Raw genomic sequence first — 20,139 nt, forward strand, 5'->3', positions numbered from 1 at the left:
TTTAGGACATCCTTGACAGATCGAGGTGGCGCTTTGATGACAATCTCTTCTTCAACAGGATCGACTGATTTCTGGTCTTGCGCAAAAACTGACATGGCCGTCAGCTGCAAAACCATTGCACCGATGAACCAAAATTTTGAATGTGTGAAATGACGCATATGCACCCCGAACTGGTTGTCGCCAATAATCTTTAATATCGTTAAATATGATAAATGCTTACCAAGCTAATGCTTAGAACAGATTTGTAAATTTAATATCAGCGATTGACCAATGAAAAAACCCCGAGAGCTAGGCTGTCGGGGTCATTCAATTGGCGGAGAAGGAGGGATTCGAACCCTCGGTAGGGTCGCCCCTACGCTTGATTTCGAGTCAAGTACATTCGACCACTCTGCCACTTCTCCTGATTCGGTGTCGTTTGTCGAAGCCGTAATTCTATCAGGGGCGACGTGCGCCGGCCCCGCCCAAGGGCTGAACCACCACACCGGCTCCCGCAGGCGCTCCGCTTGTGCTACCTACAGGACTGACTGTCATTGAAGCCAGCGATCCGTTGAACAAACCACTGTCTTCAATTTCGATGGTGGCCGCGCGGTCTGCACGGGTGAATACCAGCAAACTCTTTTTCCCACGCACCGAAGCCACCATGGTCCAACCTTGGCGAGGCAGTTGCTCAGCAAAGAAGTTGTAACTGGCATTGGCGTCTGTCGGCACCTCAAACACCGCACGACCCAACCACCCCTCACCCACACCAAATATCAGCGACTCGGCTGTGCGCAGCTTGGTGCCCGAGGGCATGGGCATGCGGCCAAACTGATCCATGCTGGGACGCTGGGCATTCTCCGAATTGCTTTGCGAATCGGTGGTGGTGCCGCACGCGGTCAGCAACGCTGTCGCCAACAAGAGAAGAAGTTTTTTCACAGCGTTCTTTCTTTCAATTTTTGCGAACTGCATCAACCACGCAACTCAGTCACGCCACCCATATAAGGGCGCAGCGCTTCAGGCACGCGCACACTGCCATCGGCTTGTTGGTAGTTTTCGAGCACGGCCACCAATGTGCGGCCCACGGCCAAGCCTGAACCATTCAAGGTGTGCACAAGCTCGTTCTTGCCTTGGGCGTTTTTGAAACGCGCTTGCAAACGGCGCGCTTGGAAGGCTTCGCAGTTCGACACCGAGCTGATTTCTCGGTAGGTGTTTTGCGCAGGCAGCCAGACTTCGAGGTCGTGCGTTTTGGTGGCGCCAAAGCCCATGTCGCCGGTGCAGAGCAACATCACACGGTAAGGCAAGCCCAGCTTTTGCAGCACAGCCTCGGCGTGACCCGTCATTTCTTCCAAGGTCTCGTAGCTCTTGTCTGGGTGCACGATTTGCACCATCTCGACTTTGTCGAATTGATGCTGGCGAATCAAGCCGCGTGTGTCGCGGCCAGCACTGCCTGCCTCAGAGCGAAAGCATGGCGTATGTGCGGTGAGCTTGATAGGCAACTCGTTTTCAGCCAAAACCACGTCGCGCACGAAGTTGGTCAACGGCACTTCGCTGGTGGGGATGAGGTAAAGCGCCGTGCTTTCGCTGGTGACTTCGCCTTCTTGACCGCCCTTTTTGGCTGCAAACAAGTCTTCTTCAAACTTAGGCAACTGACCTGTGCCTTTGAGGCTGTCGGCATTCACGATGTAGGGCGTGTAGCACTCGGTGTAGCCGTGCTCTTGGGTTTGCACATCGAGCATGAACTGAGCGAGCGCGCGATGCATACGGGCAATTTGCCCCTTCATCACCGTGAAGCGTGAGCCAGAAAGTTTGACGCCCATTTCAAAGTCGAGGCCCAAAGGCTCGCCCAAGTCGACATGGTCTTTGGGTTCGAAGCCCAAAGGTGCGGGGTCGGTGCCAATGGGGCTCCAGCGGCGCAACACCAAGTTGCCGTGCTCGTCTTCGCCGGTGGGCACGCTGTCGTGCGGCAAGTTGGGCACAGCCAGCAAAAGCGATTGCAGCTCTGGCTGCAAGGCATCTAGGCGCAGCGCCGAAGCATCAAGTTCAGTTTTGATATCGGCCACTTGCGCCATCACGCCATCGGCGCTCTCGCCTTTGGCTTTGAGCATCCCGATTTGCTTTGATAACGCATTGCGGCTGGCTTGCAGCTCTTCGGTGCGGGTCTGCAGGGTTTTGCGCTCAGCCTCTAAAGCTTGGTACGCGTCCACATTCAGAAAGGCCTGTGGGTTCTTGCGAGTTTCGAGTTTGGCAATGACACTGGGCAAGTCGCGGCGCAGTTGGTTGATGTCGAGCATTGAATTTCAGTCCTTTTACTTCAGCCCTTTGGGCAGAGGGAATTTGATGGTTTCTTCCACGCCATCGAGGGTTCGCACAGACACGGCACCCAAGGCGCGCATGCGGGCAATGACTTGTTGCACCAAGATGTCGGGGGCCGATGCACCAGCGGTCAGGCCAACGCGGGTCACGCCTGCGAACCACTCTTCTTTGAGTTCGTCGGCGTTGTCGACCATGTAGCTTTGTGCGCCCGAACGCTGCGCCACATCGCGCAAACGGTTGCTGTTGGAGCTGGTGGGGCTGCCCACCACGATGACCAACTCCACCTCATTGCTCAACACCTTCACCGCGTCTTGGCGATTTTGGGTGGCGTAGCAAATGTCTTGCATCTTGGGCTTGCGAATATTTGGAAAGCGTGCCACCACTGCATCAGTGATGTGCGCGGCATCGTCCACGCTGAGCGTGGTTTGTGTGACAACGGCCAGGCGTTCGGTTTGCTTTGGAGACACATGCGCCACATCGACCACGTCTTCCACCAAGTAAATGCCGTCCAACAACTGGCCCATCGTGCCTTCGACTTCGGGGTGGCCTTTGTGGCCAATCATGATGAACTCAAAGCCCTCTTTGTGCAGCTTCGCCACTTCCACATGCACCTTGGTCACCAGCGGACAGGTGGCATCAAACACGGTGAAGCCGCGTCGCGCTGCTTCTTCTTCCACAGACTTGGGCACACCGTGGGCGCTGAACACCAGCGTGGCCCCTGGGGGCACGTCTGCCAAATCTTCGATGAAGATGGCACCGCGCTGTTTGAGATCTTCCACAACATACGTGTTGTGCACGATTTCATGGCGCACATACACGGGCGAACCAAACTTCTCGAGTGCACGGTCCACGATGTCGATGGCGCGGTCCACGCCGGCACAAAACCCACGGGGTTCGGCGAGGACGATTTCTTGTAGCTGGTTACTCATGGCGACTTACAAAATACCGATGACGCGCACTTCAAACGTCACGGGCTGGTTAGCTAAGGGGTGATTGAAGTCAAACAGCACTTGGTCGTCGCTGACTTGCTGCACCGCGCCAGCGAAAGAGCCTTGACCCGTGGGCGCAGGAAACTGCACCACATCGCCCACGTTGTATTGCTCGTCAGGGTCGCCAAATTCTTTGAGCAAGCTCTTGCTCACCCATTGCTGCATTTCGGGGTTGCGCTCGCCAAAGGCTAAGCCAGCGGCCAGCTCAAACGTGGTGTGTGCGCCCTCTTCGAGTCCCAACAAATGCTGTTCCAAGGCAGGCGATAACTCGCCCGATCCCAGCGACAGCGTGGCAGGTTTGTCGTTGAACGTGTTGATCACGTCGCCTTGCGGTCCCGAAAGCCGATAGTGCAGCGTTAAAAAAGAATCGGGGCCGATGGTAGGGTGAGCGTTGGATGCAGTCATGGGACTCTCTGTGTTGAACCACCTATTGTAGAAAGCTCTCGCCATGGACCGAATGCCCGAACCCATGACCATTGCGCAACTCCCTGTCGAGATGCGCCCGCGCGAAAAACTGCTCAAACACGGGGCAGCGGCGTTGACGGACACCGAGCTGCTAGCCCTCTTCCTGCGCACAGGCATCAAAGGCAAAGGTGTGTTTGTGATGGCCCAAGAGTTGCTGGACCGCTTCAAGGGGTTTGCTGGCCTGATTCACGCCAGCGCGGCTGAGCTCAAAACCTGCAAAGGCATGGGCGGAGACGCCAAACGTTCTCAACTGGTGGCAGTGCTGGAAATGGCGCGCCGCGCCCTGACCCAACAATTAACTGAAACCACTGTGATGAATTCGCCCAATGCAGTGAAACAATACCTGCAGCTAGAACTGGCCCAACTCAAACACGAGGTATTTGCAGTTTTGTTTCTTGATGCCCACAACCGACTGCTGTCGTACCAGCCCATGTTTCGCGGCTCGCTGTCGCAAACCATGGTCTACCCACGCGAGGTGGCCAAGACCGCCCTAGCTTTGGGCGCGGACGGCGTGGTGCTGGCCCACAACCACCCTGGCGGCACCGTGAAGCCATCGCAAGCCGACATGAAACTCACCCGCACGCTGCAAGAAGCGTTGGCACTCATTGACGTGACCGTGCGCGACCACATCATCGTGGCGCAAGGCAAGTATTTGTCGATGGCCGAAGAGGGGCTGCTGTGAAAGCTAAATCCTTGCAAGACTTGGGCGCGATTCGCCAACAGGTGAACGATGCAGCCGTGGCCGCCGCTGCAGCGGAAGAAGCCCGTCGCGAAGCAACCCGTCGTGCTGAGGCAGAGCGCAATTTATTCACCAGCACGATTGGCAAAGTCAAACCCATTGCAGCCAAAGACCGTGTGTTCATTGCCCCACCCCGCCCTGCGGCACGCCCCTTGCAACAAGACTTAGACGACCAAGCCGCGCTGGTGGAAAGCATGAGCGACGAGTTTGATGTGACCACCCTTCTTGACGTGGATGACCAACTCAGCTTCAGACGCCCCGGCATCGGCACTGACGTGACGCGCAAACTGCGCAAAGGCGAATGGAGTCTGCAAGGCCAGCTTGACCTGCACGGTCTACGCAGCGATGAAGCTCGCGAAGCACTGGGCCAATTTGTGCGTGACTCAAAGCGCATGGGCTGGCGATGCGTGCGTGTGGTGCATGGCAAAGGCTTAGGCTCGCCCGGCAAAGAGCCTGTGCTGAAAAGCAAAGTGCAGCGCTGGTTGGTGCAGAAAAACGAAGTGCTGGCCTTTGTGCAGGCCAAGCCTTCGGATGGGGGGGCTGGGGCGTTGGTGGTGTTGCTGGGGCCGAGCAACCTCTGAACACGCAAAGGCTTAAACGCCTTTGTTACGCATCCAATCTGCGGTCTGAAAGAAACTGGTTTTCAAACGGGTGCGCAAGTCTTCAGGCACGCCGGTTTCACCCATCGCCTGGTCCATGCACGTCACCCACTGGTCGCGTTCTTTGATGCCAATGGCAAACGGCATGTGGCGCATGCGCAGGCGCGGGTGGCCGTTTTTTTCAATGTAATAGTCGGGCCCGCCCAACCAACCGCACAAGAACATGAACAAACGTTCACGCGCGTTGGCCAACTCAGGGCCATGCGCAGCACGCAGTTCTAGGTAACCCGGCTCTAGATCCATTAAGTCGTAAAAACGGTCGACCAACAGCTTGACGTGCGGCTCACCGCCTATCCATTCAAACGGGGTTTCAAAAGGTGGTTTTTCTTCGGTTTGCATCAGCTAATTTTCAATCAAGGTGTTCAGTTCGTGGTTCGCCACATCAATGACTGGCTTGTCGTAGTGTCTGTACGACAGGGCGGCGCAGCACATCACGCAGGCCCCACCAACCTGCGGCCAAGGCCAACAGCGCCCCCACCACCGCACCCAACAAAGGCACCCACGGACTGGCAGTCCATTCAAACTCAAAGGCAAATCGGGCCAAGCCCCAGCCCATCGCCATGGCCACACTCGTCGCAAGCAAGCCCGCCAGTGCGCCGACGCCTGCCAACTCGGCCCGTTGCACACGGGCCAACAGTTGGTTCGACGCACCTAAGGCACGCAACACAGCGTACTCACGCGCCCGCTCTTCGCGTGTGGCGGTGACGGCCGCAAACAACACCACCAAGCCCGCAGCCAAGGTGAACAAGAACAAAAACTCCACCGCACTCACCACTTGGCCGAGCACGCTTTGAACTTGGTTCAACGTGGCGCCCATATCCACATTGGTGATATTTGGGAAGTTGCGCGTGAGTTGGTTGTCAAAGCTCTGCCCCGTTACGCGCGGCGGCGCACGAAATGCGGCAATGTAGGTGGTGGGCACATCAAAACCCGCATCCGTCGTCAAGCGACTGATGGGGTACATGACAAAGAAGTTCGCGCGCATCGATGTCCAGTCCACTCGCCGCACCGACGTGATGTGAGCTTCGCGCGTCATGCCTGCAATGTCAAAGCGCAGGCTGTCGCCCAGTTTGAGGTTCAAGGTTTTAGCAATGCCTTCTTCAATGCTCAAGCCTTTGGGGTCTTCGGCTTGCCATGTGCCAACCACCACTTTGTTGTGGGCAGGCTGCTCGGCGCTGTAGGACACATTGAACTCGCGGTCCATCAAACGCTTGGCGCGTTCATCGGTGTAGCTGTCAGGGGTCACGGTGTTGTTGTTCACCGCCACTAAGCGGCCGCGCACCATGGGGTACCAATCCAGTTTGTTCACACCCGCTTCGCGCAGGTTTTGTAAAAACGGCTCTGACTGCGAGGGCTGAATGTTCAGCACAAAACGGTTGGGTGCATCGGCCGGTGTGGCGTTGCGCCAACTGCTGATGAGGTCGGTGCGCAGCAACACCAACAAGGCCAAGGCTAACAAGCCAACAGCCAATGCGCTCACTTGCACCATGGCATACACAGGGCGAGCGCTGATTTGTCGCGTGGCCAACATGAGCCAAGGCGGCGCAGCGCCCTCCACCACACTGCGGCGCAATAACCACACGGCCAGCCAAGCCATGCCTGCAAACACCAACACCGCACCCGCAAAACCACCCACAACCATGAGGCCGAGTTTCACATCGCGGCTCACGGCCACCAACAACACGGCAAAGCCTGTGAGGCCTAAGGCCCACACACTCAGCGTGGTGGCTTTGAGTTCACCCACATCGCGGCGCATCACGCGCAGTGCGGGCACGCTGGCCAGCTGCAACACCGGCGGCAAACCAAACGCGAGCAACAAGGTCAAACCTGTCCCCAAGCCATACACCAGTGGCCACACGCTAGGCGCAGGCAAAGCAGTCTCGACCAAGCCTTTGAGCAAAGCCACGAACACCAAATGCACGGCATAGCCCAAGGCCAAACCCAGCAGGCTGGCAAAGCTGCCCACCCACACAAACTCTGCGGTGTAAGACAAGGCGATGTGGTGCTGGCTCAAGCCCAGCACGCGCAGCATGGCGCAATCGTCCAAATGGCGTGCAGCAAATGCGCGTGCGGCCAAGGCCACTGCCACTGCACTGAGCAAGGCCGCGAGCAACGCAACCAAGTTCAAGAACTTACCTGCACGGTCCAAGGTTTGGCGCATCTCGGGGCGTCCTGCATCCAACGATTCGACACGCACGCCACGCACCTCAGGCTTTTGGCATTCGGCCTGCGCCCATTCTGCAAAATCAGCCACAGCGGCTTCGTCGCCCACCAGAGCCAGCCGCCAACTGACGCGGCTGGCGGGTTGAATCAAACCTGTGGCTTCGATGTCGTCCATGTTGATCATCACGCGCGGCGCAAAGTTCATGAAGCCCGCGCCACGGTCAGGCTCGGTCACCAACACTTGTGAGATGCGCACACGCCTCTCACCCAACACCAGCGCATCGCCCACATCCAAGCCCAAAGCCTCCAAGCCCCCTGCATCGACCCAGGCCTGACCCCGCTCGGGCACTTGCTTGGTTTTACGCGACGCTTGCACACCAGCAGGTGTCAAAGGAAGTTGAGCTTGCATAAGGTTGTCTGCCACGCGCAATTCGCCGCGCAGCGGATAGCCCACCTCCACCGCTTTGAGCGCCACCAATTTGCTGTTACCCTCACCACCCGCTGCGGGCACGCCACGCGCCATGGTGGGAAACGTCAGCGTGGTAACGCTTTGCAAACCCGTCTGTGAGGCGCGTTGCGTGAAGTGGCTGGGTGTAGGGTAATCGCTCGCCACCACCACGTCGCCGCCTAAGAGTTGACGTGCATCACGTTGCAAGCCGCCGTTCAGACGGTCAGCCAAAAAACTGACCGAGCTGAGTGCGGCTACACCCAAAGCCACCGCCACCACCAGCAAGCGCAGCTCACCCGCACGGGCATCACGCCACAGCGTACGCCAGGCTTGTGCCCACCACGTCACACCCGCATTCATACGCTGGCCACCTTGTGCACGCCGCCAACTGCCAGCGAGGGATCCAGCTGCACACGCTCTCGCGCGGTGTAGCAGAGAAAGTGTTTATTCGTTGCGCGGCCTATCGTGCACAACTGCAATCGGGTCGCCACGTCGTAGCCCATCTGCGTGATGCCGCTACGTGACACCACCACAGCAACGCCCATTTGTGCCGACTTCATCACCATCTCGCTGGTCAAGCGGCCTGTGGTGTAAAAAATCGAATCGGCATCAGCGACCACGCTGTGCATCCACATCCAACCCGCAATGGTGTCGATGGCGTTGTGCCGACCCACGTCTTCTACAAAGATTTGCATGTGCTCGCCGCTAAACAAGGCACAGCCGTGAACCGAGCCTGCTGATTTGTAAGTGCTTTCTTGCACGCGAATGGCGTTGAGCAACGCATACAAACGCGCTTGGCTGATGCGTGCTTCTGGCAAAGACAAGGTGTCGATCTCGCCCATCAAGTCGCCAAACACGCTGCCTTGTCCGCAACCGGTGGTGACCACACGTTTTTCGGTGCGTGCCGCAATGTCGGCAATCCCGTGGCGGGTTTTGACAGCAGCCACGCCCGCGCCGTCCTCGCCTGCATCCCAATCGACGGTGATGGATTCGACCTCGCTCACATCGCCCACCAAGCGCTGGTTGCGCAAGTAGCCCAACACCAACAGCTCAGGGTGTGCGCCCAAGGTCATGAGGGTGACGATTTCACGTTTGTCCACATACACCGTCAGCGCACGCTCGGCAGGAATAGACACTTGTTCGTGCACACCGTGCTCGTTGACCACCTCAATGTGGCGAGTCAGTTCGGCTTGGGCTTGGGTGAGATGAGGGAACACAGAGGTAGAAGAGGCTAAAGACATAAGCAGACTAGGCTACAACAAAAAGGGCCGTCACCTTTCGGCGCGGCCCAATGAACAGCGAAGCTGTATGGTTTACTTTTTCACCGGAGCAGCAGCTACAGCAGGAGCCGAGGCAGCCGCTACAGGCGCAGAAGCTGCAGCCTCTGGCGGGGTGTAAACAAACTTACCGGGGTCAGCACAAGGTGCTGTGGCCACTGGCTTGCCAGCTTGTGCTTTGTTGGTCTTTTGCACATGGGCTGCCACTTTGTCTTGTGACTTACACAGCAAATAGGCGTCAGTTTTGCCAGCATGGGCTGTCTTGGCGGCAGCTTCAGCAGCTTTGGCTTTGGCTTCGTCGGTCGGTGCGGGCAGTTTGGCAAAGGCCGTGGCGCTGACCGCGGCCAAGATCAATGCAAGAAGTGCTTTATTCATAGTTGTTCTCCTGTTCAGCGCCTCAAGCGTGCGCTGTGGTGCCCGATTTTTCTTCTGAGCGATGGGCGGGAATCTTGCCCGCTTTGATGTCGTCATGCCAAAGTTCGTGGTGTTCTTTGGCCCATGTTTCGTCCACATAGCCAGTTTTCATGGCTTTGTAAGCGCCTTCCATGCCGACCGTGCCCATGTAAATATGACCGATGAACATGGTCATCATCAACAAGGTTGCTACAGCATGAATCATGTGTGCGATTTGCATAGTGCCGCGCTCGTACACAAGGAAAGGAATGATTTTGTCGAGCACAAAGCCCGACGCCACCACCACCAAGCCCAGGCCAAATACGCCGCCCCAGAACACCACTTTTTCACCGGCATTGAAGCGGTGTGAAGGCACTTCTGATCCACCGAACATGCCACCAGCTTTGATGATCCAAACCCAATCTTCTTTGCTAGGCCAGTTGTCTTTCAAGAAAGTGAAAAACACCACCGTCAACGACACAGCAAACAAAGGGCCTGCGAAGTTGTGTGCGTTTTTGAGCAAGTAAGTGATGAAACCAAACAGCGAATCACCAATGATGGGCTGCATGAAGAACTTACCAAAGGCCATGGTGATGCCAGACAAAGCCAACACCACAAAAGCAATCGCATTGGTCCAATGGGCTGAGCGCTCAAACGGTGTGAAGCGTTCAATCTCCACCCCTGTAGGCGTGCCATGCAGCATCATCGTGCCCTTGCGCCAGTAGAAGACACCGACAGCGCCCAACACGATCAACAGCAGCGAACCACCATAAGGAATGATCCAGTTGTTGCGCACTTGACGCCATGCTTCACCACCGTTGGTGAGGCGTGAGCCAGGGTATTGCACAAACGGTTGAATCAACACGCCAGCCTCGGGCGCTTGTGACTTGGGCAGGCTGCTGTAGCCTTCCACGCCAGCACCCACGCCGCGCCACATAGGCGCGTTGTTGCCGGGTTGGACTTTGCCACGTTCGCCGTTGGTTTGCTCGGCATAGCCAGGCGCATCGCTGGCGTCAGGCTTGACGTCTTGGATATTGACGCTTTTGACAGCCAAGGCTGCCGCAGGCGCTTTGTCTTGTGCGACAGCCGACAGTGCGAACACCGTCAGGGCTGCACACAACACCGATTGAAAAGAGCGGTACATGATGTGCCCCTTGGTTTACGGTGCGCGACTGTGGTCGTTTTGGCCGTATTGGCCGCGTGCACGCAGATGTTGCTCCCAGCTGGTTTTGTCGCCGGCTGTCCAGCCTGCTTCCACAAAACTATTGGTTGCACCGCTGTAAGCAGTCGCGTCGTTTTTGGTGCCGAGGCTTTGGGCTTTCTCACCGCAAGCAGTGAGAGCAGCCACACTCAACACGATGAGTGACATGCGTTTCATCATTTCTTCACTCCTTCAACTTTGGCGGGCGCTTGGCCTGCTTGCTTAGAGCCGTAAGCCGTGCCCCAGCCCCACACTTCCGCACCCTTGTTGCGCTTGACCACGCGGTTACGGAAGATGTCGGCCACCATGTCGCCGTCACCGGCGAGCAAAGCTTTGGTCGAACACATTTCGGCACAAGCAGGCAACTTACCTTCGGCCAAACGGTTGCGACCGTATTTTTCAAACTCAGCATGGCTACCGTTGGCTTCTGGGCCGCCGGCGCAGAAGGTGCACTTATCCATCTTGCCGCGTACACCGAAGGTGCCTTGGCTTGGGAACTGAGGTGCGCCAAATGGGCAAGCGTAAGAGCAGTAGCCGCAGCCAATGCAAATGTCTTTGTCGTGCAAGACCACGCCTTCGTCAGTCTTGTAGAAGCAGTTCACGGGGCAAACAGCCATACAAGGCGCGTCCGAACAATGCATACACGCGACAGAGATTGATTTCTCGCCGGGTACACCGTCGTTCAACGTGACCACACGGCGGCGGTTCACACCCCATGGGACTTCGTGTTCATTTTTACAAGCGGTGACGCAACCGTTGCACTCGATGCAACGCTCTGCGTCACAAATAAATTTCATGCGTGCCATTTAATTCTCCTTAGGCGCGTTCGATGTCGCAAACGGTGGTTTTGGTTTCTTGCATCATGGTGACGCTGTCATAACCATAGGTGGTGGCCGTATTGACGGCTTCACCGCGCACGATAGGCGCAGCACCTTTGGGGTAGTACTTGAGCATGTCTTCACCTTGCCAGCGACCTGAGAAGTGGAAAGGCATCCAAACGGTGCCAGTGTCCACACGCTCGGTGACCAAGGCTTGCACGTTCAAACGTGCGCCGGTGGGGCTCTTCAACCACACGCGCTCGCCGTTGCGAATGCCACGGTTAGCCGCTGTCTTGGGGTTGATCTCGACAAATGCTTCTTGTTGCAACTCGGCCAACCATGGGTTGGAACGGGTCTCTTCGCCGCCACCTTCGTACTCGACCAAACGGCCAGAGGTGAGGATGAGTGGGAACTTCTCGTGCACCTTGTCGGCGATGTTTTTGTCTTGGATCGTTTTGTACAAGGTGGGCAGACGCCAGAACGCTTTTTTGTCGGCGTGCGTGGGGTACTTTTCCATCAAGTCGGGGCGCGTGCCATACAAAGGCTCGCGGTGCTGAGGGATTGGATCTGGGAAGTTCCACACAACGGCACGCGCTTTGGCGTTACCGAAAGGATGGCAACCGTGGTTTTGCATGAACACACGCATCATGCCGCCCGAGTTGTCAGTCTTCCAGTTCTTACCTTCGGCCAATGCTTTTTCCGCATCGGTGAGTTCGTCCCACCAGCCGAGCTTCTTGAGCAACACGTGGTCGAGTTCAGGGTAGCCCGTGGTGATGTCAGCGCCTTTGGAGTGCGAACCATCTTCGGACAACAAGTTTTTGCCATCTTTTTCCACACCGAAGTTGGCGCGGAAGTTACCGCCGCCTTCCATGACGTGTTTGGAGGTGTCGTACAGGTTGGGTGAGCCTGGGTGCTTGAGTTCGGGCGTGCCGTAGCAAGGCCAAGGCAGGCCGAAGTAGTCACCACCAAAGTCGTAGCCAGTTTCTTTGTCTTTGCCGCCTTTGGACTTGAGGGTCTTCACGTCGAACAAATGCATGTTCTTCATGTGAGCCTTCAAGCGCTCTGGGCTTTGGCCGGTGTAGCCAATGGTCCAAACCGACTTGTTGATTTCGCGCAAGATGTCTTCGACCATGGGTTCGTCCATGCCTTTGACTTTTTGCAGCTTGTAGTTCTTAACCAGCTCAGGGCCAAAGCCCAGTTTTTGCGCGAACTGATACATGATCATGTGGTCAGAACGGCTCTCCCACAATGGCTCAATGACCTTCTCACGCCATTGAATAGAGCGGTTCGATGCCGTGCATGAGCCACTGGTTTCAAACTGCGTGGCAGCAGGCAACAGGTATACCGCGCGGTTGGGGTTGAGGTCTTCGGCTTTGCCGGGCATGGCTGCCATGGCGGCAGTCGCTGATGGATAGGGATCAACCACCACCAACAAGTCCAGCTTGTCCATGGCGCGCTTCATCTCCAAACCACGGGTCTGCGAGTTGGGAGCATGGCCCCAATAGAACACTGCCTTGAGGTTGCTGTCTTGGTCGATGAGTTCGTTCTTCTCCATCACGCCGTCGATCCAGCGTGACAAAGTGATACCGGGCTTGCTCATCATGGCAGGTGAAGCAAAGCGGCCTTTGATCCAATCAAATTCAACGCCCCACGCTTTGGCGAAGTGCTTCCATGAGCCTTCCACCAAGCCGTAGTAGCCAGGCAATGAATCAGGGTTAGGACCCACGTCGGTCGCGCCTTGCACGTTGTCGTGACCACGGAAAATGTTGGTGCCGCCGCCGGACTTGCCGATGTTGCCTAAGGCCAACTGCAAGATACACGAGGCACGCACGATGGCGTTACCTGTGGTGTGCTGTGTCTGGCCCATACACCACACCACGGTACCGGGGTTGTTTTCGTGCAGCATCTTGGCCACGAGGGTCACTTGTTCAGGTGACACGCCGCAGACTTCTTCGACTTTGTCGAGCGTCCACTTGGCCATGACTTCTTCTTTGACCTTGTCCATGCCGAACACGCGGTCGTTGATGTACTTTTTGTCTTCCCAGCCATTTTTGAAGATGACGTGCAACAGACCAAAGATGAAAGCGATGTCAGAGCCTGAACGGATGCGAACGTACTCATCAGCCTTGGCTGCTGTGCGCGTGAAACGCGGGTCGACCACGATCATCTTGCAGCCGTTTTCTTTGGCGTGCAGCATGTGCAACATCGAAACGGGGTGGGCTTCTGCAGCGTTAGAGCCGATGTACATTGCGACCTTGCTGTTTTGCATGTCGTTGTACGAGTTGGTCATCGCGCCGTAACCCCAGGTATTGGCTACACCAGCAACTGTGGTGGAGTGGCAAATACGGGCTTGGTGGTCACAGTTGTTACTACCGAAGTAGCTGACAAACTTGCGCAGCAAATAGGCTTGTTCGTTGTTGTGCTTGGAGGAACCAATCCAGTACACACTGTCTGGACCAGAAGTCTTGCGCAAGTCGATCAACTTAGCACTGATCTCTTCCAATGCGGTATCCCAGCTGATGCGTTCGTACTTGCCGTTCACCAATTTCATGGGGTAACGCAAGCGGAACTCACCGTGGCCGTGCTCACGCAGGGCCGCACCTTTGGCGCAATGAGCGCCGAGGTTGATGGGGGAATCAAACACGGGCTCTTGGCGCACCCAGACACCGTTTTCAACCACGGCATCCACAGCGCAGCCCACCGAGCAGTGGGTACAAACGGTGCGCTTGACTTCAATCTTGCTTGCGCCGTCGCTAGAAAACGCGCCAGAGGCATTGGCTTTTTTGACCAAGCTCAGCTGCGTGGCAGCCAAGCCCACACCAATGCCCAAACCAGAGCGGCGCAAAAAGCCACGACGGTCAAGGGTTGGCAAAGCTTGTGACAAGCCGCGTTGCAAGCGGCCTACAAAGGCTGAGCTGCCAGTGGTTTGGGCAGCCGAATCGGTTTTACGGGTTAATAACATGTGGGCTCCTTCAGACGCGGGTGGTCTGGTAGTAACGCTTGACGTGTTCGCTCAAGCTGTAGCCGCCACCGTTTTCGGGCGCGGGGGGGAGTTTGTTCAGTTCAGCAGAAGGGGTGCTGAGGCCGGGCATCGCAGTGACTGCGGCAGTGGCCGCACCGACAGCAGCGGCACCCATGAAAAAGCCACGACGCGACGGTGTTGGTTGCGAATTGGCTTGGTCTTTAGCTTGTTCTTTTTGCATTTAGAGCTCCTCGTGATGTCGTGGGTATGCACGACTTTGCATAATGTACCAATGATGTGAGTTCGCGCAGTACGTAGAAACGTCAGTAAGCCCAAAACTCGGTCGGGATTTGTGACAAAAAAATGTTTTTTGTCACGTAGGCGTCTCACGCACCTATCAAAAGAAAAAATGAGGTCCTGTCATCCTTAAGCCAGCATGTCAAAACCCTGGGCTTCCACACTGACAAACGCACGCGTCAGCTCGGCCAAGACGGCATAAAAACGTGCACGCGGCGTGGCTTGCAAGGCATCACAAAACGCAGGCAACCAGGGTTGCACATGGGCGGCAAAAAACTTGGCTTGCTGCGTGAGGTTAGACACGGACACATCATCGCCCGCCACCAAAAAGCGCATAACCTCAAACACATAAGACACATGGTCTTCAGTTTCAGACATGGTGGTGTCGTCGCGACCCAAGCCCAGTGCGGCCAAATCGGTACGCAATTGCGCCAAGGGCTTTTCATTCAAAAAGCCAGTTAAAAAGTGCGAAGCAAACACATACACCTCGGGCTTGCCCACACCGCCAAACAGGGCGTTGTGCTCGGCTTGGATGGTCTGGTCGTCCATGTCGCGAGCCACACCCACCAGCTGACGCCAAGGCTCTTCCAAAAAACCACCTGAGGCAGGCGCATCAGTTGCGGCTACACGCAACTGCGCCAACAGCTCGGGGCGTGCGGGCGCGTAAAACAACTCGGAAATCAAACCGTACAGCTCGGCGCGTGCGGTTTCTTCGTCAAGGGCAGAGGACAAATGAGGTTCGGTCATACAAATATTTAAACGATTTTTTGCTCGTCGCCGGCAGAGTAAATGTCAATCACGCGGCAGTCACCGCACATCTTGAGGCGCTCCAACGCGGCGCCCTGAAACATGGAATGGCCAGCCAGTTTGCCAATCATGGCTTCGATGCCTTTGAGCGTGCCAAAGGGTTTGCGGCAACGCACGCAGCCGTAGGGCTGGGTTTCGTTGAGCACACGCACTTCTTTGCGTTGAGGCGTGAGCAACAAACGTGGCACAAGGCTGAGCGCTTTTTCGGGGCAGGTGCTGACGCACAAGCCGCACTGCACGCAGTTCTTTTCAAAGAAGCGCAACTGAGGCGCTTGTTGGTTGTCTTGCAGCGCGTTGGCGGGACAGGCGCTGACACAGCTCATGCACAAGGTGCAACTGTCTTTGTTGACCTCAACCGTGCCGAAAAGCGAGCCATCTTTGGGCAATGCCAAGGCTTCTGGGGCGGTGGCAGTTTTCAAAACTGGCGCGTGCTCCAGTAAGTGGTCGATCACCATGCTCAGCGTGCTGCGTTTTTCAGCCATCACCGCAAACGTGGCGGCGGGCACGGAGCTGCTCAGTCGTTGTTTGCCTGTGGTGAGACGTTGCAGTTCGCCATCGAGCTCCATGGCTTGTGAGGCGTGCACCAACTGCACGGACATCTGGCCAGCCTTGGCGTAGCCCAAGCCTTCGAGCATGGTCTGCGCTTGTGCCATTTGCGCTTGTAAGCCGTCGGCATATTGCGGCGCTTCTTCGGCCGTGTTGAGCACCAGCACTTGCGCGGCGCCATAGGCCAAGGCCGTGAGCCACACATCCAACCCAAGGCTGGCGGTGTGCCACAACGACACGGGAATCACATGCGCTGGCAAACCTTTGGCCACTTTGAGCTGTGCCGCACGGCCCAGTTCATTCACCAAGGCAAGGCCCGCGTCTTGGCTGTGCAACAAGATGACTGCGTCTTTACCGCCTGCTTTTTGGTAGGTGCCGAGCAAGGTCTTGAGCTTGACGCCTTGCTCGCTTGCACGTGGGTAAGCGTAGGTCAAGGCACCTGTGGGGCACACCGTGGTGCACGCACCGCAGCCCACGCACAGGTTGGGGTTGACCTTGATTTGTTGGCGCGACTTGTCAGAACTCACCGCTTCGGCAGAGCAAATGTCTACGCAAGCGTTGCAGCCCACTTGTTCGTTGCGGCTATGGGCGCAGAGTTTTTGTTTGTAGTCAAAGAACTTGGGCTTTTCAAACTCACCCACCAACTCGCGCAAGCGCAGCAAGTTGGCGGCCGTGGCGCCACGGAAATAGCCTTGGGGCAACGCGTGGCGGTTGAATGCGGTTTGCTCGCGCAAATCGAGCACGAGGTCAAACTCCGCCGTTTCTTCTTGCGCCTCGCGCTGAAAATTAATTGCACCAATCGCACCGCACGCTGTCACGCAGTCGCGGTGCGAACTGCATTTGCTCAGGTCAATTTGGTAATCCAAACCAATCGCTTGCTCGGGGCAAGCGGCCACGCAAGCGTTGCAGCGTGTGCACAGATCTAGGTCAATCGGGTTGTTGTTTTGCCAAGTGAGCTTGAACGCACCCAACCAGCCGTCCACGCGCAGTACCTGGCCGCCCAGCACGGGATAACGGCGGCTTTGTGCGCCGCCAGCCACGCCAGCGCCTTGGGTGAAGATCGTCACGTTCAGCGTATCGGCCAGCAAGGCTGCGGCTTGTTCGGCTTCATCCATCTGCCCCAAAATCAGCAGACGCCCTGCACTCTTAAAGGTGACGGTGGGCACGGGCTCGGGGTCAGGCAAATGCGCAGCGGCTAAGAGTGCTGCAATTTTGGGAGATGCGTTTTTGGCGTCTGCACTCCAGCCACCGGTCTCACGGATGTTGACAAATTTAATGACCGATGTTTTGGCTTGCGCCTCCACAGCCAAGTCGCCAAACAGGCGTTGCTCTTGGGTGCAGGCCACCACCACGTCGTCCGTGCCTTGCACGGCTTGGATGAAAGCGCCCGCTTCACGGCGGCACAAAGCGGTGTGCAGCGTGAGCGGCTCAGACAGGCTTTGGCTCAGTGCCTTCGGGTCTAGCGGTTGGGTCTGGTTGCAGTCGCAAATCAGCGTGGTCATGCGTGTTGGGCTCAGGGTTAGAAGTATTTTCAGCAGGGACGGACTGTGCCACGACTTTGACGTCGTCTGGCTCGTCATCAAATAAATTCAATGTTTTGGCACTGGTCATCTGGCGCAACATGGCCAAGGGCAGCGGGTCGGGGATGCCGTAGTCATCGATGTAAATGTCTAAGCGGTCCATCACATTGAAGTGCGGGTCGGCAAACAGCTTTTTCATGGCTGCGTTTTTCACATCAGGTGCGACGCCTCGGACCATGAAACCCGTGAAGTCAGACTCAGGTGTGAGTTGCTGGGTGTCGGCCAAGGTCGGAACAGGCGCGGGAGTTGTTGGATGCACCGATGTTGGCAAGCTCGCTGACACATGGACAACTTCTGCCACAGCAGGTTTGGGCTCGTCTAACGGACGCCCCTCACGCACATCAATTTTGCGGCGTGACCAGCGGCTTAAAAAGCCAGCGGGGCTGTCATCGTCATTGGCCATGACCGCCTCCGTTGTGCTGGCCGCCACCGCGAATTTTTTCAGTGCTCACGGACGCCGGGTTGCCAAAGCGGTCTTGCAAAGTTCGGAAGCTGTCAGGCCGACGGCGGCGCTTGGCTTCGACCACCCGGTGTTCGTCGATGAATTCACGCATCCAAGCCACCACTTCGCTGGGGGCGGGCACTTGATCTACGTTTTCTTGGGCGTCTAGCCAGCGGCCAGCGTCGTGATAACTCAGACTGACCATGGTGGGCACAGCCATCACGTCGTCGCCGATGCTGGGCTCTTCTTCCATCCGCCACAACACAAACCAGCACGGCGCAGGTGACGAAGCGTTGAGGTAGTAGCCCTCGGCATCGTCTTTGAACAGCTCCACCGTGAAGCCAGGGTGCAGCCAAATTTGTTCGTCATCCGTTTGGCGCATGCAGCGCGGCTCGGTGCCAAAGTGCTCGGCATGCGGCTGCACGTCGTGACCCGTCACGTCGTGCAGCACCCAACGCCAAGGCTGCCATCGGCTCATGTCGCCGGGCACGCGCTCGCGGCGCATGACGACGGCGACTTGGAGGCTAGGACGTTGCGTCATGTTGGACATCAAGTCTCTTTGGAGATTTTGATACTCGGGAACTTGCTCGAAAAGTCTTTGGCTTTCGCGGCAATCTTCACCGCCACTTGACGAGCCACGGCCTTGTAGATGGTGGCAACTTCGCCATCAGGATCGGCCACCACGGTCGGTTTGCCGCTGTCGGCTTGCAGGCGAATTTGCATATTCAGGGGCAATGCGCCCAAATAGTCCATGCCGTCTTTTGCGGCCAATTTCTTGCCGCCATCTGCGCCAAAAATGTGTTCAATGTGTCCGCAATTCGTGCACACGTGCACGGCCATGTTCTCGACCAAACCGAGGATGGGCACGCCCACCTTTTCAAACATCTTGATGCCTTTTTTAGCATCGAGCAATGCAATGTCTTGCGGTGTGGTGACGATGACCGCGCCGGTCATGGGCACGCGTTGGCTCAGTGTGAGCTGAATGTCGCCCGTGCCGGGGGGCATGTCGACGATCAAATAATCCAAGGCTTTCCAGTTGGTTTGGCGCAGCAGTTGCTCCAGTGCTTGCGTGGCCATGGGGCCGCGCCAAATCATGGCTTCGTCTTGGTCCACCAAGAAGCCGATGGACATGACTTGCACGCCGTAGTTCTCCATCGGATCCATGGTTTGGCCGTCGCTGCTCTCAGGGCGGCCTTCAATGCCCATCATCATGGGCTGGCTGGGGCCGTAAATGTCGGCGTCCAGCAAACCCACGCTGGCGCCCTCGGCGGCCAAGGCCAAGGCCAAGTTGGCGGCGGTGGTGCTTTTGCCCACGCCGCCTTTGCCCGAGGCCACGGCAATGATGTTTTTGACTTGAGGCAACAAGGCCACACCGCGCTGCGCGGCGTGCGCCACGATATTCATGGTGATGTTGGCCGACACGTTGCTCACGCCCGGCACGCTCTTGGCAGCGGCGATCAGCTCTTTGCGAAAACCCGCAATTTGGCTTTTGGCGGGGTAGCCCAGCACCACATCAAACGACACGTCGCCGCCGTTGATTTGCAGATTTTTCAGCGCTTTGGTGGTGACAAAGTCTTTGCCCGTGTTGGGATCGATGACCGTCTGCAGGGCGGCAGTCAGGGTTTGTTCATTCAGAGACATAAAAACTTCTTAATATTGAAATAGGAATTGCGGGCAAGTCTATCGCGCCACGTTTGACCGCACGCAGCAGAGGCCATCCCTGCGACTGAGCGCAGATAAAAATAAGGCTCGCGCTAGCGCCGATCAGGCGTTTTTGCGCGCGACCCAATAAGTCGCGCCTTCGGCGCCGTAGCGCTCCGCATGTGGCAGATCGGGCTTTAACTCAAAAATAGAGCCTGGTACGAGGTGCTGAGTCTGGCCATTCATGGTCAGCCACATCTCGCCTTGTGTCAGCAAGGCGTGCACGCCAAACGGATGCGCGTGGGTGTCCAACACGGTGTTGGGGGCCCATTCGCGCTCGATCACTTCGTCATAGCCAGCAGCTAGGGCTTTTTGTTGAAATTCGTCAAAGTTGGGGAGGTCCATGGGTAGATTCTCCAG

Annotated in this window: 21 protein-coding genes and 1 tRNA gene; 2 read left to right on the top strand and 20 right to left on the bottom strand. The window is 56.9% G+C overall.

The window, feature by feature from the left end:
* Nucleotides 1–311 precede the first annotated feature (311 nt).
* The 5 genes from RMR24_RS02350 to RMR24_RS02370 form a co-directional block, all read right to left on the bottom strand.
* A tRNA-Ser gene (locus RMR24_RS02350) sits at nt 312–401 on the bottom strand.
* Between the two features lie 34 nt (nt 402–435).
* Nucleotides 436–915 (bottom strand): hypothetical protein, encoded by a 480-nt coding sequence (locus tag RMR24_RS02355; RefSeq protein ID WP_310613488.1) that lies wholly within the window; start codon nt 913–915, stop codon nt 436–438.
* 32 nt (nt 916–947) lie between these two features.
* Nucleotides 948–2,270, bottom strand: a complete 1,323-nt coding sequence (gene serS, locus RMR24_RS02360; protein WP_310613489.1) for a serine--tRNA ligase — start codon at nt 2,268–2,270, stop codon at nt 948–950.
* A gap of 15 nt (nt 2,271–2,285) precedes the next feature.
* A complete protein-coding gene (gene ispH / locus RMR24_RS02365; protein ID WP_310613490.1) occupies nt 2,286–3,221 on the bottom strand; it encodes a 4-hydroxy-3-methylbut-2-enyl diphosphate reductase in 936 nt (311 codons plus the stop codon).
* Nucleotides 3,222–3,227: 6 nt separating this feature from the next.
* Nucleotides 3,228–3,686, bottom strand: a complete 459-nt coding sequence (locus RMR24_RS02370; protein WP_310613491.1) for an FKBP-type peptidyl-prolyl cis-trans isomerase — start codon at nt 3,684–3,686, stop codon at nt 3,228–3,230.
* A 64-nt stretch (nt 3,687–3,750) separates the two neighbouring features.
* Here RMR24_RS02370 and radC point away from each other — a divergent pair, with 64 nt between their 5' ends.
* Nucleotides 3,751–4,428, top strand: a complete 678-nt coding sequence (radC, locus tag RMR24_RS02375) for a DNA repair protein RadC (protein WP_310613559.1) — start codon at nt 3,751–3,753, stop codon at nt 4,426–4,428.
* Nucleotides 4,425–5,066 (top strand): Smr/MutS family protein, encoded by a 642-nt coding sequence (locus RMR24_RS02380; protein ID WP_405023297.1) that lies wholly within the window; start codon nt 4,425–4,427, stop codon nt 5,064–5,066. The genes radC and RMR24_RS02380 overlap by 4 nt, the downstream gene beginning before the upstream one ends.
* 12 nt (nt 5,067–5,078) lie before the next feature.
* Here the strand turns inward: RMR24_RS02380 and RMR24_RS02385 are convergent, their stop codons facing one another.
* The 15 genes from RMR24_RS02385 to RMR24_RS02455 all read right to left on the bottom strand — a co-directional run bounded on the left by RMR24_RS02385 (nt 5,079) and on the right by RMR24_RS02455 (nt 20,124).
* Nucleotides 5,079–5,483 carry a group II truncated hemoglobin gene (locus tag RMR24_RS02385; protein ID WP_310613492.1) on the bottom strand — a complete coding sequence of 135 codons (405 nt, stop codon included), beginning with the start codon at nt 5,481–5,483 and terminating at the stop codon, nt 5,079–5,081.
* A gap of 43 nt (nt 5,484–5,526) precedes the next feature.
* Entirely contained in the window at nt 5,527–8,115 is a 2,589-nt protein-coding gene (locus RMR24_RS02390; protein WP_310613493.1) for an FtsX-like permease family protein, read from the bottom strand.
* Nucleotides 8,112–8,996, bottom strand: a complete 885-nt coding sequence (locus RMR24_RS02395; RefSeq protein ID WP_310613494.1) for a formate dehydrogenase accessory sulfurtransferase FdhD — start codon at nt 8,994–8,996, stop codon at nt 8,112–8,114. Before RMR24_RS02395 ends, RMR24_RS02390 begins: the two co-directional genes overlap by 4 nt.
* A 72-nt stretch (nt 8,997–9,068) precedes the next feature.
* On the bottom strand, nt 9,069–9,407 hold the full coding sequence (locus RMR24_RS02400; RefSeq protein ID WP_310613495.1) for a hypothetical protein: 339 nt from the start codon (nt 9,405–9,407) through the stop codon (nt 9,069–9,071).
* Between the two features lie 22 nt (nt 9,408–9,429).
* Nucleotides 9,430–10,569: a formate dehydrogenase subunit gamma gene (locus tag RMR24_RS02405; protein WP_310613496.1), complete on the bottom strand. Its 1,140-nt coding sequence runs from the start codon at nt 10,567–10,569 to the stop codon at nt 9,430–9,432.
* A 15-nt stretch (nt 10,570–10,584) separates the two neighbouring features.
* Complete coding sequence (locus RMR24_RS02410) at nt 10,585–10,806, bottom strand: hypothetical protein (RefSeq protein WP_310613497.1); 222 nt, start codon at nt 10,804–10,806, stop codon at nt 10,585–10,587.
* A complete protein-coding gene (gene fdh3B / locus RMR24_RS02415; RefSeq protein WP_310613498.1) occupies nt 10,803–11,432 on the bottom strand; it encodes a formate dehydrogenase FDH3 subunit beta in 630 nt (209 codons plus the stop codon). Before fdh3B ends, RMR24_RS02410 begins: the two co-directional genes overlap by 4 nt.
* Before the next feature lie 10 nt (nt 11,433–11,442).
* Nucleotides 11,443–14,406, bottom strand: coding sequence for a formate dehydrogenase subunit alpha (locus tag RMR24_RS02420; RefSeq protein ID WP_310613499.1), 2,964 nt, complete (start codon nt 14,404–14,406; stop codon nt 11,443–11,445).
* A 10-nt stretch (nt 14,407–14,416) separates the two neighbouring features.
* Nucleotides 14,417–14,647: a formate dehydrogenase gene (locus RMR24_RS02425; protein ID WP_310613500.1), complete on the bottom strand. Its 231-nt coding sequence runs from the start codon at nt 14,645–14,647 to the stop codon at nt 14,417–14,419.
* Between the two features lie 185 nt (nt 14,648–14,832).
* Entirely contained in the window at nt 14,833–15,450 is a 618-nt protein-coding gene (locus tag RMR24_RS02430; RefSeq protein WP_310613501.1) for a molecular chaperone TorD family protein, read from the bottom strand.
* 8 nt (nt 15,451–15,458) lie between these two features.
* A complete protein-coding gene (locus tag RMR24_RS02435) occupies nt 15,459–17,558 on the bottom strand; it encodes a 4Fe-4S dicluster domain-containing protein (protein ID WP_310613502.1) in 2,100 nt (699 codons plus the stop codon).
* Nucleotides 17,485–18,039: a DUF3306 domain-containing protein gene (locus tag RMR24_RS02440; protein ID WP_310613503.1), complete on the bottom strand. Its 555-nt coding sequence runs from the start codon at nt 18,037–18,039 to the stop codon at nt 17,485–17,487. Before RMR24_RS02440 ends, RMR24_RS02435 begins: the two co-directional genes overlap by 74 nt.
* On the bottom strand, nt 18,029–18,619 hold the full coding sequence (locus RMR24_RS02445) for a DUF3305 domain-containing protein (protein ID WP_405023299.1): 591 nt from the start codon (nt 18,617–18,619) through the stop codon (nt 18,029–18,031). The genes RMR24_RS02440 and RMR24_RS02445 overlap by 11 nt, the downstream gene beginning before the upstream one ends.
* An 8-nt stretch (nt 18,620–18,627) precedes the next feature.
* Nucleotides 18,628–19,719 carry an iron-sulfur cluster carrier protein ApbC gene (apbC, locus tag RMR24_RS02450; RefSeq protein WP_310613505.1) on the bottom strand — a complete coding sequence of 364 codons (1,092 nt, stop codon included), beginning with the start codon at nt 19,717–19,719 and terminating at the stop codon, nt 18,628–18,630.
* 123 nt (nt 19,720–19,842) lie between these two features.
* On the bottom strand, nt 19,843–20,124 hold the full coding sequence (locus tag RMR24_RS02455) for an AraC family ligand binding domain-containing protein (protein ID WP_310613506.1): 282 nt from the start codon (nt 20,122–20,124) through the stop codon (nt 19,843–19,845).
* Nucleotides 20,125–20,139 lie beyond the last annotated feature (15 nt).

The organism is Limnohabitans sp. (assembly GCF_031539105.1).
Lineage (GTDB): Bacteria > Pseudomonadota > Gammaproteobacteria > Burkholderiales > Burkholderiaceae_C > Limnohabitans.

Excerpts from the sequence above, each read along its gene's own strand:
- RMR24_RS02385 (WP_310613492.1), bottom strand. The coding sequence starts at position 5,483 with ATGCAAACCGAAGAAAAACCACCTTTTGAAACCCCGTTTGAATGGATA.
- ispH (WP_310613490.1), bottom strand. The coding sequence starts at position 3,221 with ATGAGTAACCAGCTACAAGAAATCGTCCTCGCCGAACCCCGTGGGTTT.
- apbC (WP_310613505.1), bottom strand. The coding sequence starts at position 19,719 with ATGTCTCTGAATGAACAAACCCTGACTGCCGCCCTGCAGACGGTCATC.
- RMR24_RS02430 (WP_310613501.1), bottom strand. The coding sequence starts at position 15,450 with ATGACCGAACCTCATTTGTCCTCTGCCCTTGACGAAGAAACCGCACGC.
- radC (WP_310613559.1), top strand. The coding sequence starts at position 3,751 with ATGACCATTGCGCAACTCCCTGTCGAGATGCGCCCGCGCGAAAAACTG.
- serS (WP_310613489.1), bottom strand. The coding sequence starts at position 2,270 with ATGCTCGACATCAACCAACTGCGCCGCGACTTGCCCAGTGTCATTGCC.
- RMR24_RS02420 (WP_310613499.1), bottom strand. The coding sequence starts at position 14,406 with ATGTTATTAACCCGTAAAACCGATTCGGCTGCCCAAACCACTGGCAGC.
- RMR24_RS02455 (WP_310613506.1), bottom strand. The coding sequence starts at position 20,124 with ATGGACCTCCCCAACTTTGACGAATTTCAACAAAAAGCCCTAGCTGCT.
- RMR24_RS02410 (WP_310613497.1), bottom strand. The coding sequence starts at position 10,806 with ATGATGAAACGCATGTCACTCATCGTGTTGAGTGTGGCTGCTCTCACT.
- RMR24_RS02445 (WP_405023299.1), bottom strand. The coding sequence starts at position 18,619 with ATGACGCAACGTCCTAGCCTCCAAGTCGCCGTCGTCATGCGCCGCGAG.
- RMR24_RS02400 (WP_310613495.1), bottom strand. The coding sequence starts at position 9,407 with ATGAATAAAGCACTTCTTGCATTGATCTTGGCCGCGGTCAGCGCCACG.
- RMR24_RS02440 (WP_310613503.1), bottom strand. The coding sequence starts at position 18,039 with ATGGCCAATGACGATGACAGCCCCGCTGGCTTTTTAAGCCGCTGGTCA.
- RMR24_RS02395 (WP_310613494.1), bottom strand. The coding sequence starts at position 8,996 with ATGTCTTTAGCCTCTTCTACCTCTGTGTTCCCTCATCTCACCCAAGCC.
- fdh3B (WP_310613498.1), bottom strand. The coding sequence starts at position 11,432 with ATGGCACGCATGAAATTTATTTGTGACGCAGAGCGTTGCATCGAGTGC.
- RMR24_RS02405 (WP_310613496.1), bottom strand. The coding sequence starts at position 10,569 with ATGTACCGCTCTTTTCAATCGGTGTTGTGTGCAGCCCTGACGGTGTTC.
- RMR24_RS02370 (WP_310613491.1), bottom strand. The coding sequence starts at position 3,686 with ATGACTGCATCCAACGCTCACCCTACCATCGGCCCCGATTCTTTTTTA.
- RMR24_RS02435 (WP_310613502.1), bottom strand. The coding sequence starts at position 17,558 with ATGACCACGCTGATTTGCGACTGCAACCAGACCCAACCGCTAGACCCG.
- RMR24_RS02425 (WP_310613500.1), bottom strand. The coding sequence starts at position 14,647 with ATGCAAAAAGAACAAGCTAAAGACCAAGCCAATTCGCAACCAACACCG.
- RMR24_RS02390 (WP_310613493.1), bottom strand. The coding sequence starts at position 8,115 with ATGAATGCGGGTGTGACGTGGTGGGCACAAGCCTGGCGTACGCTGTGG.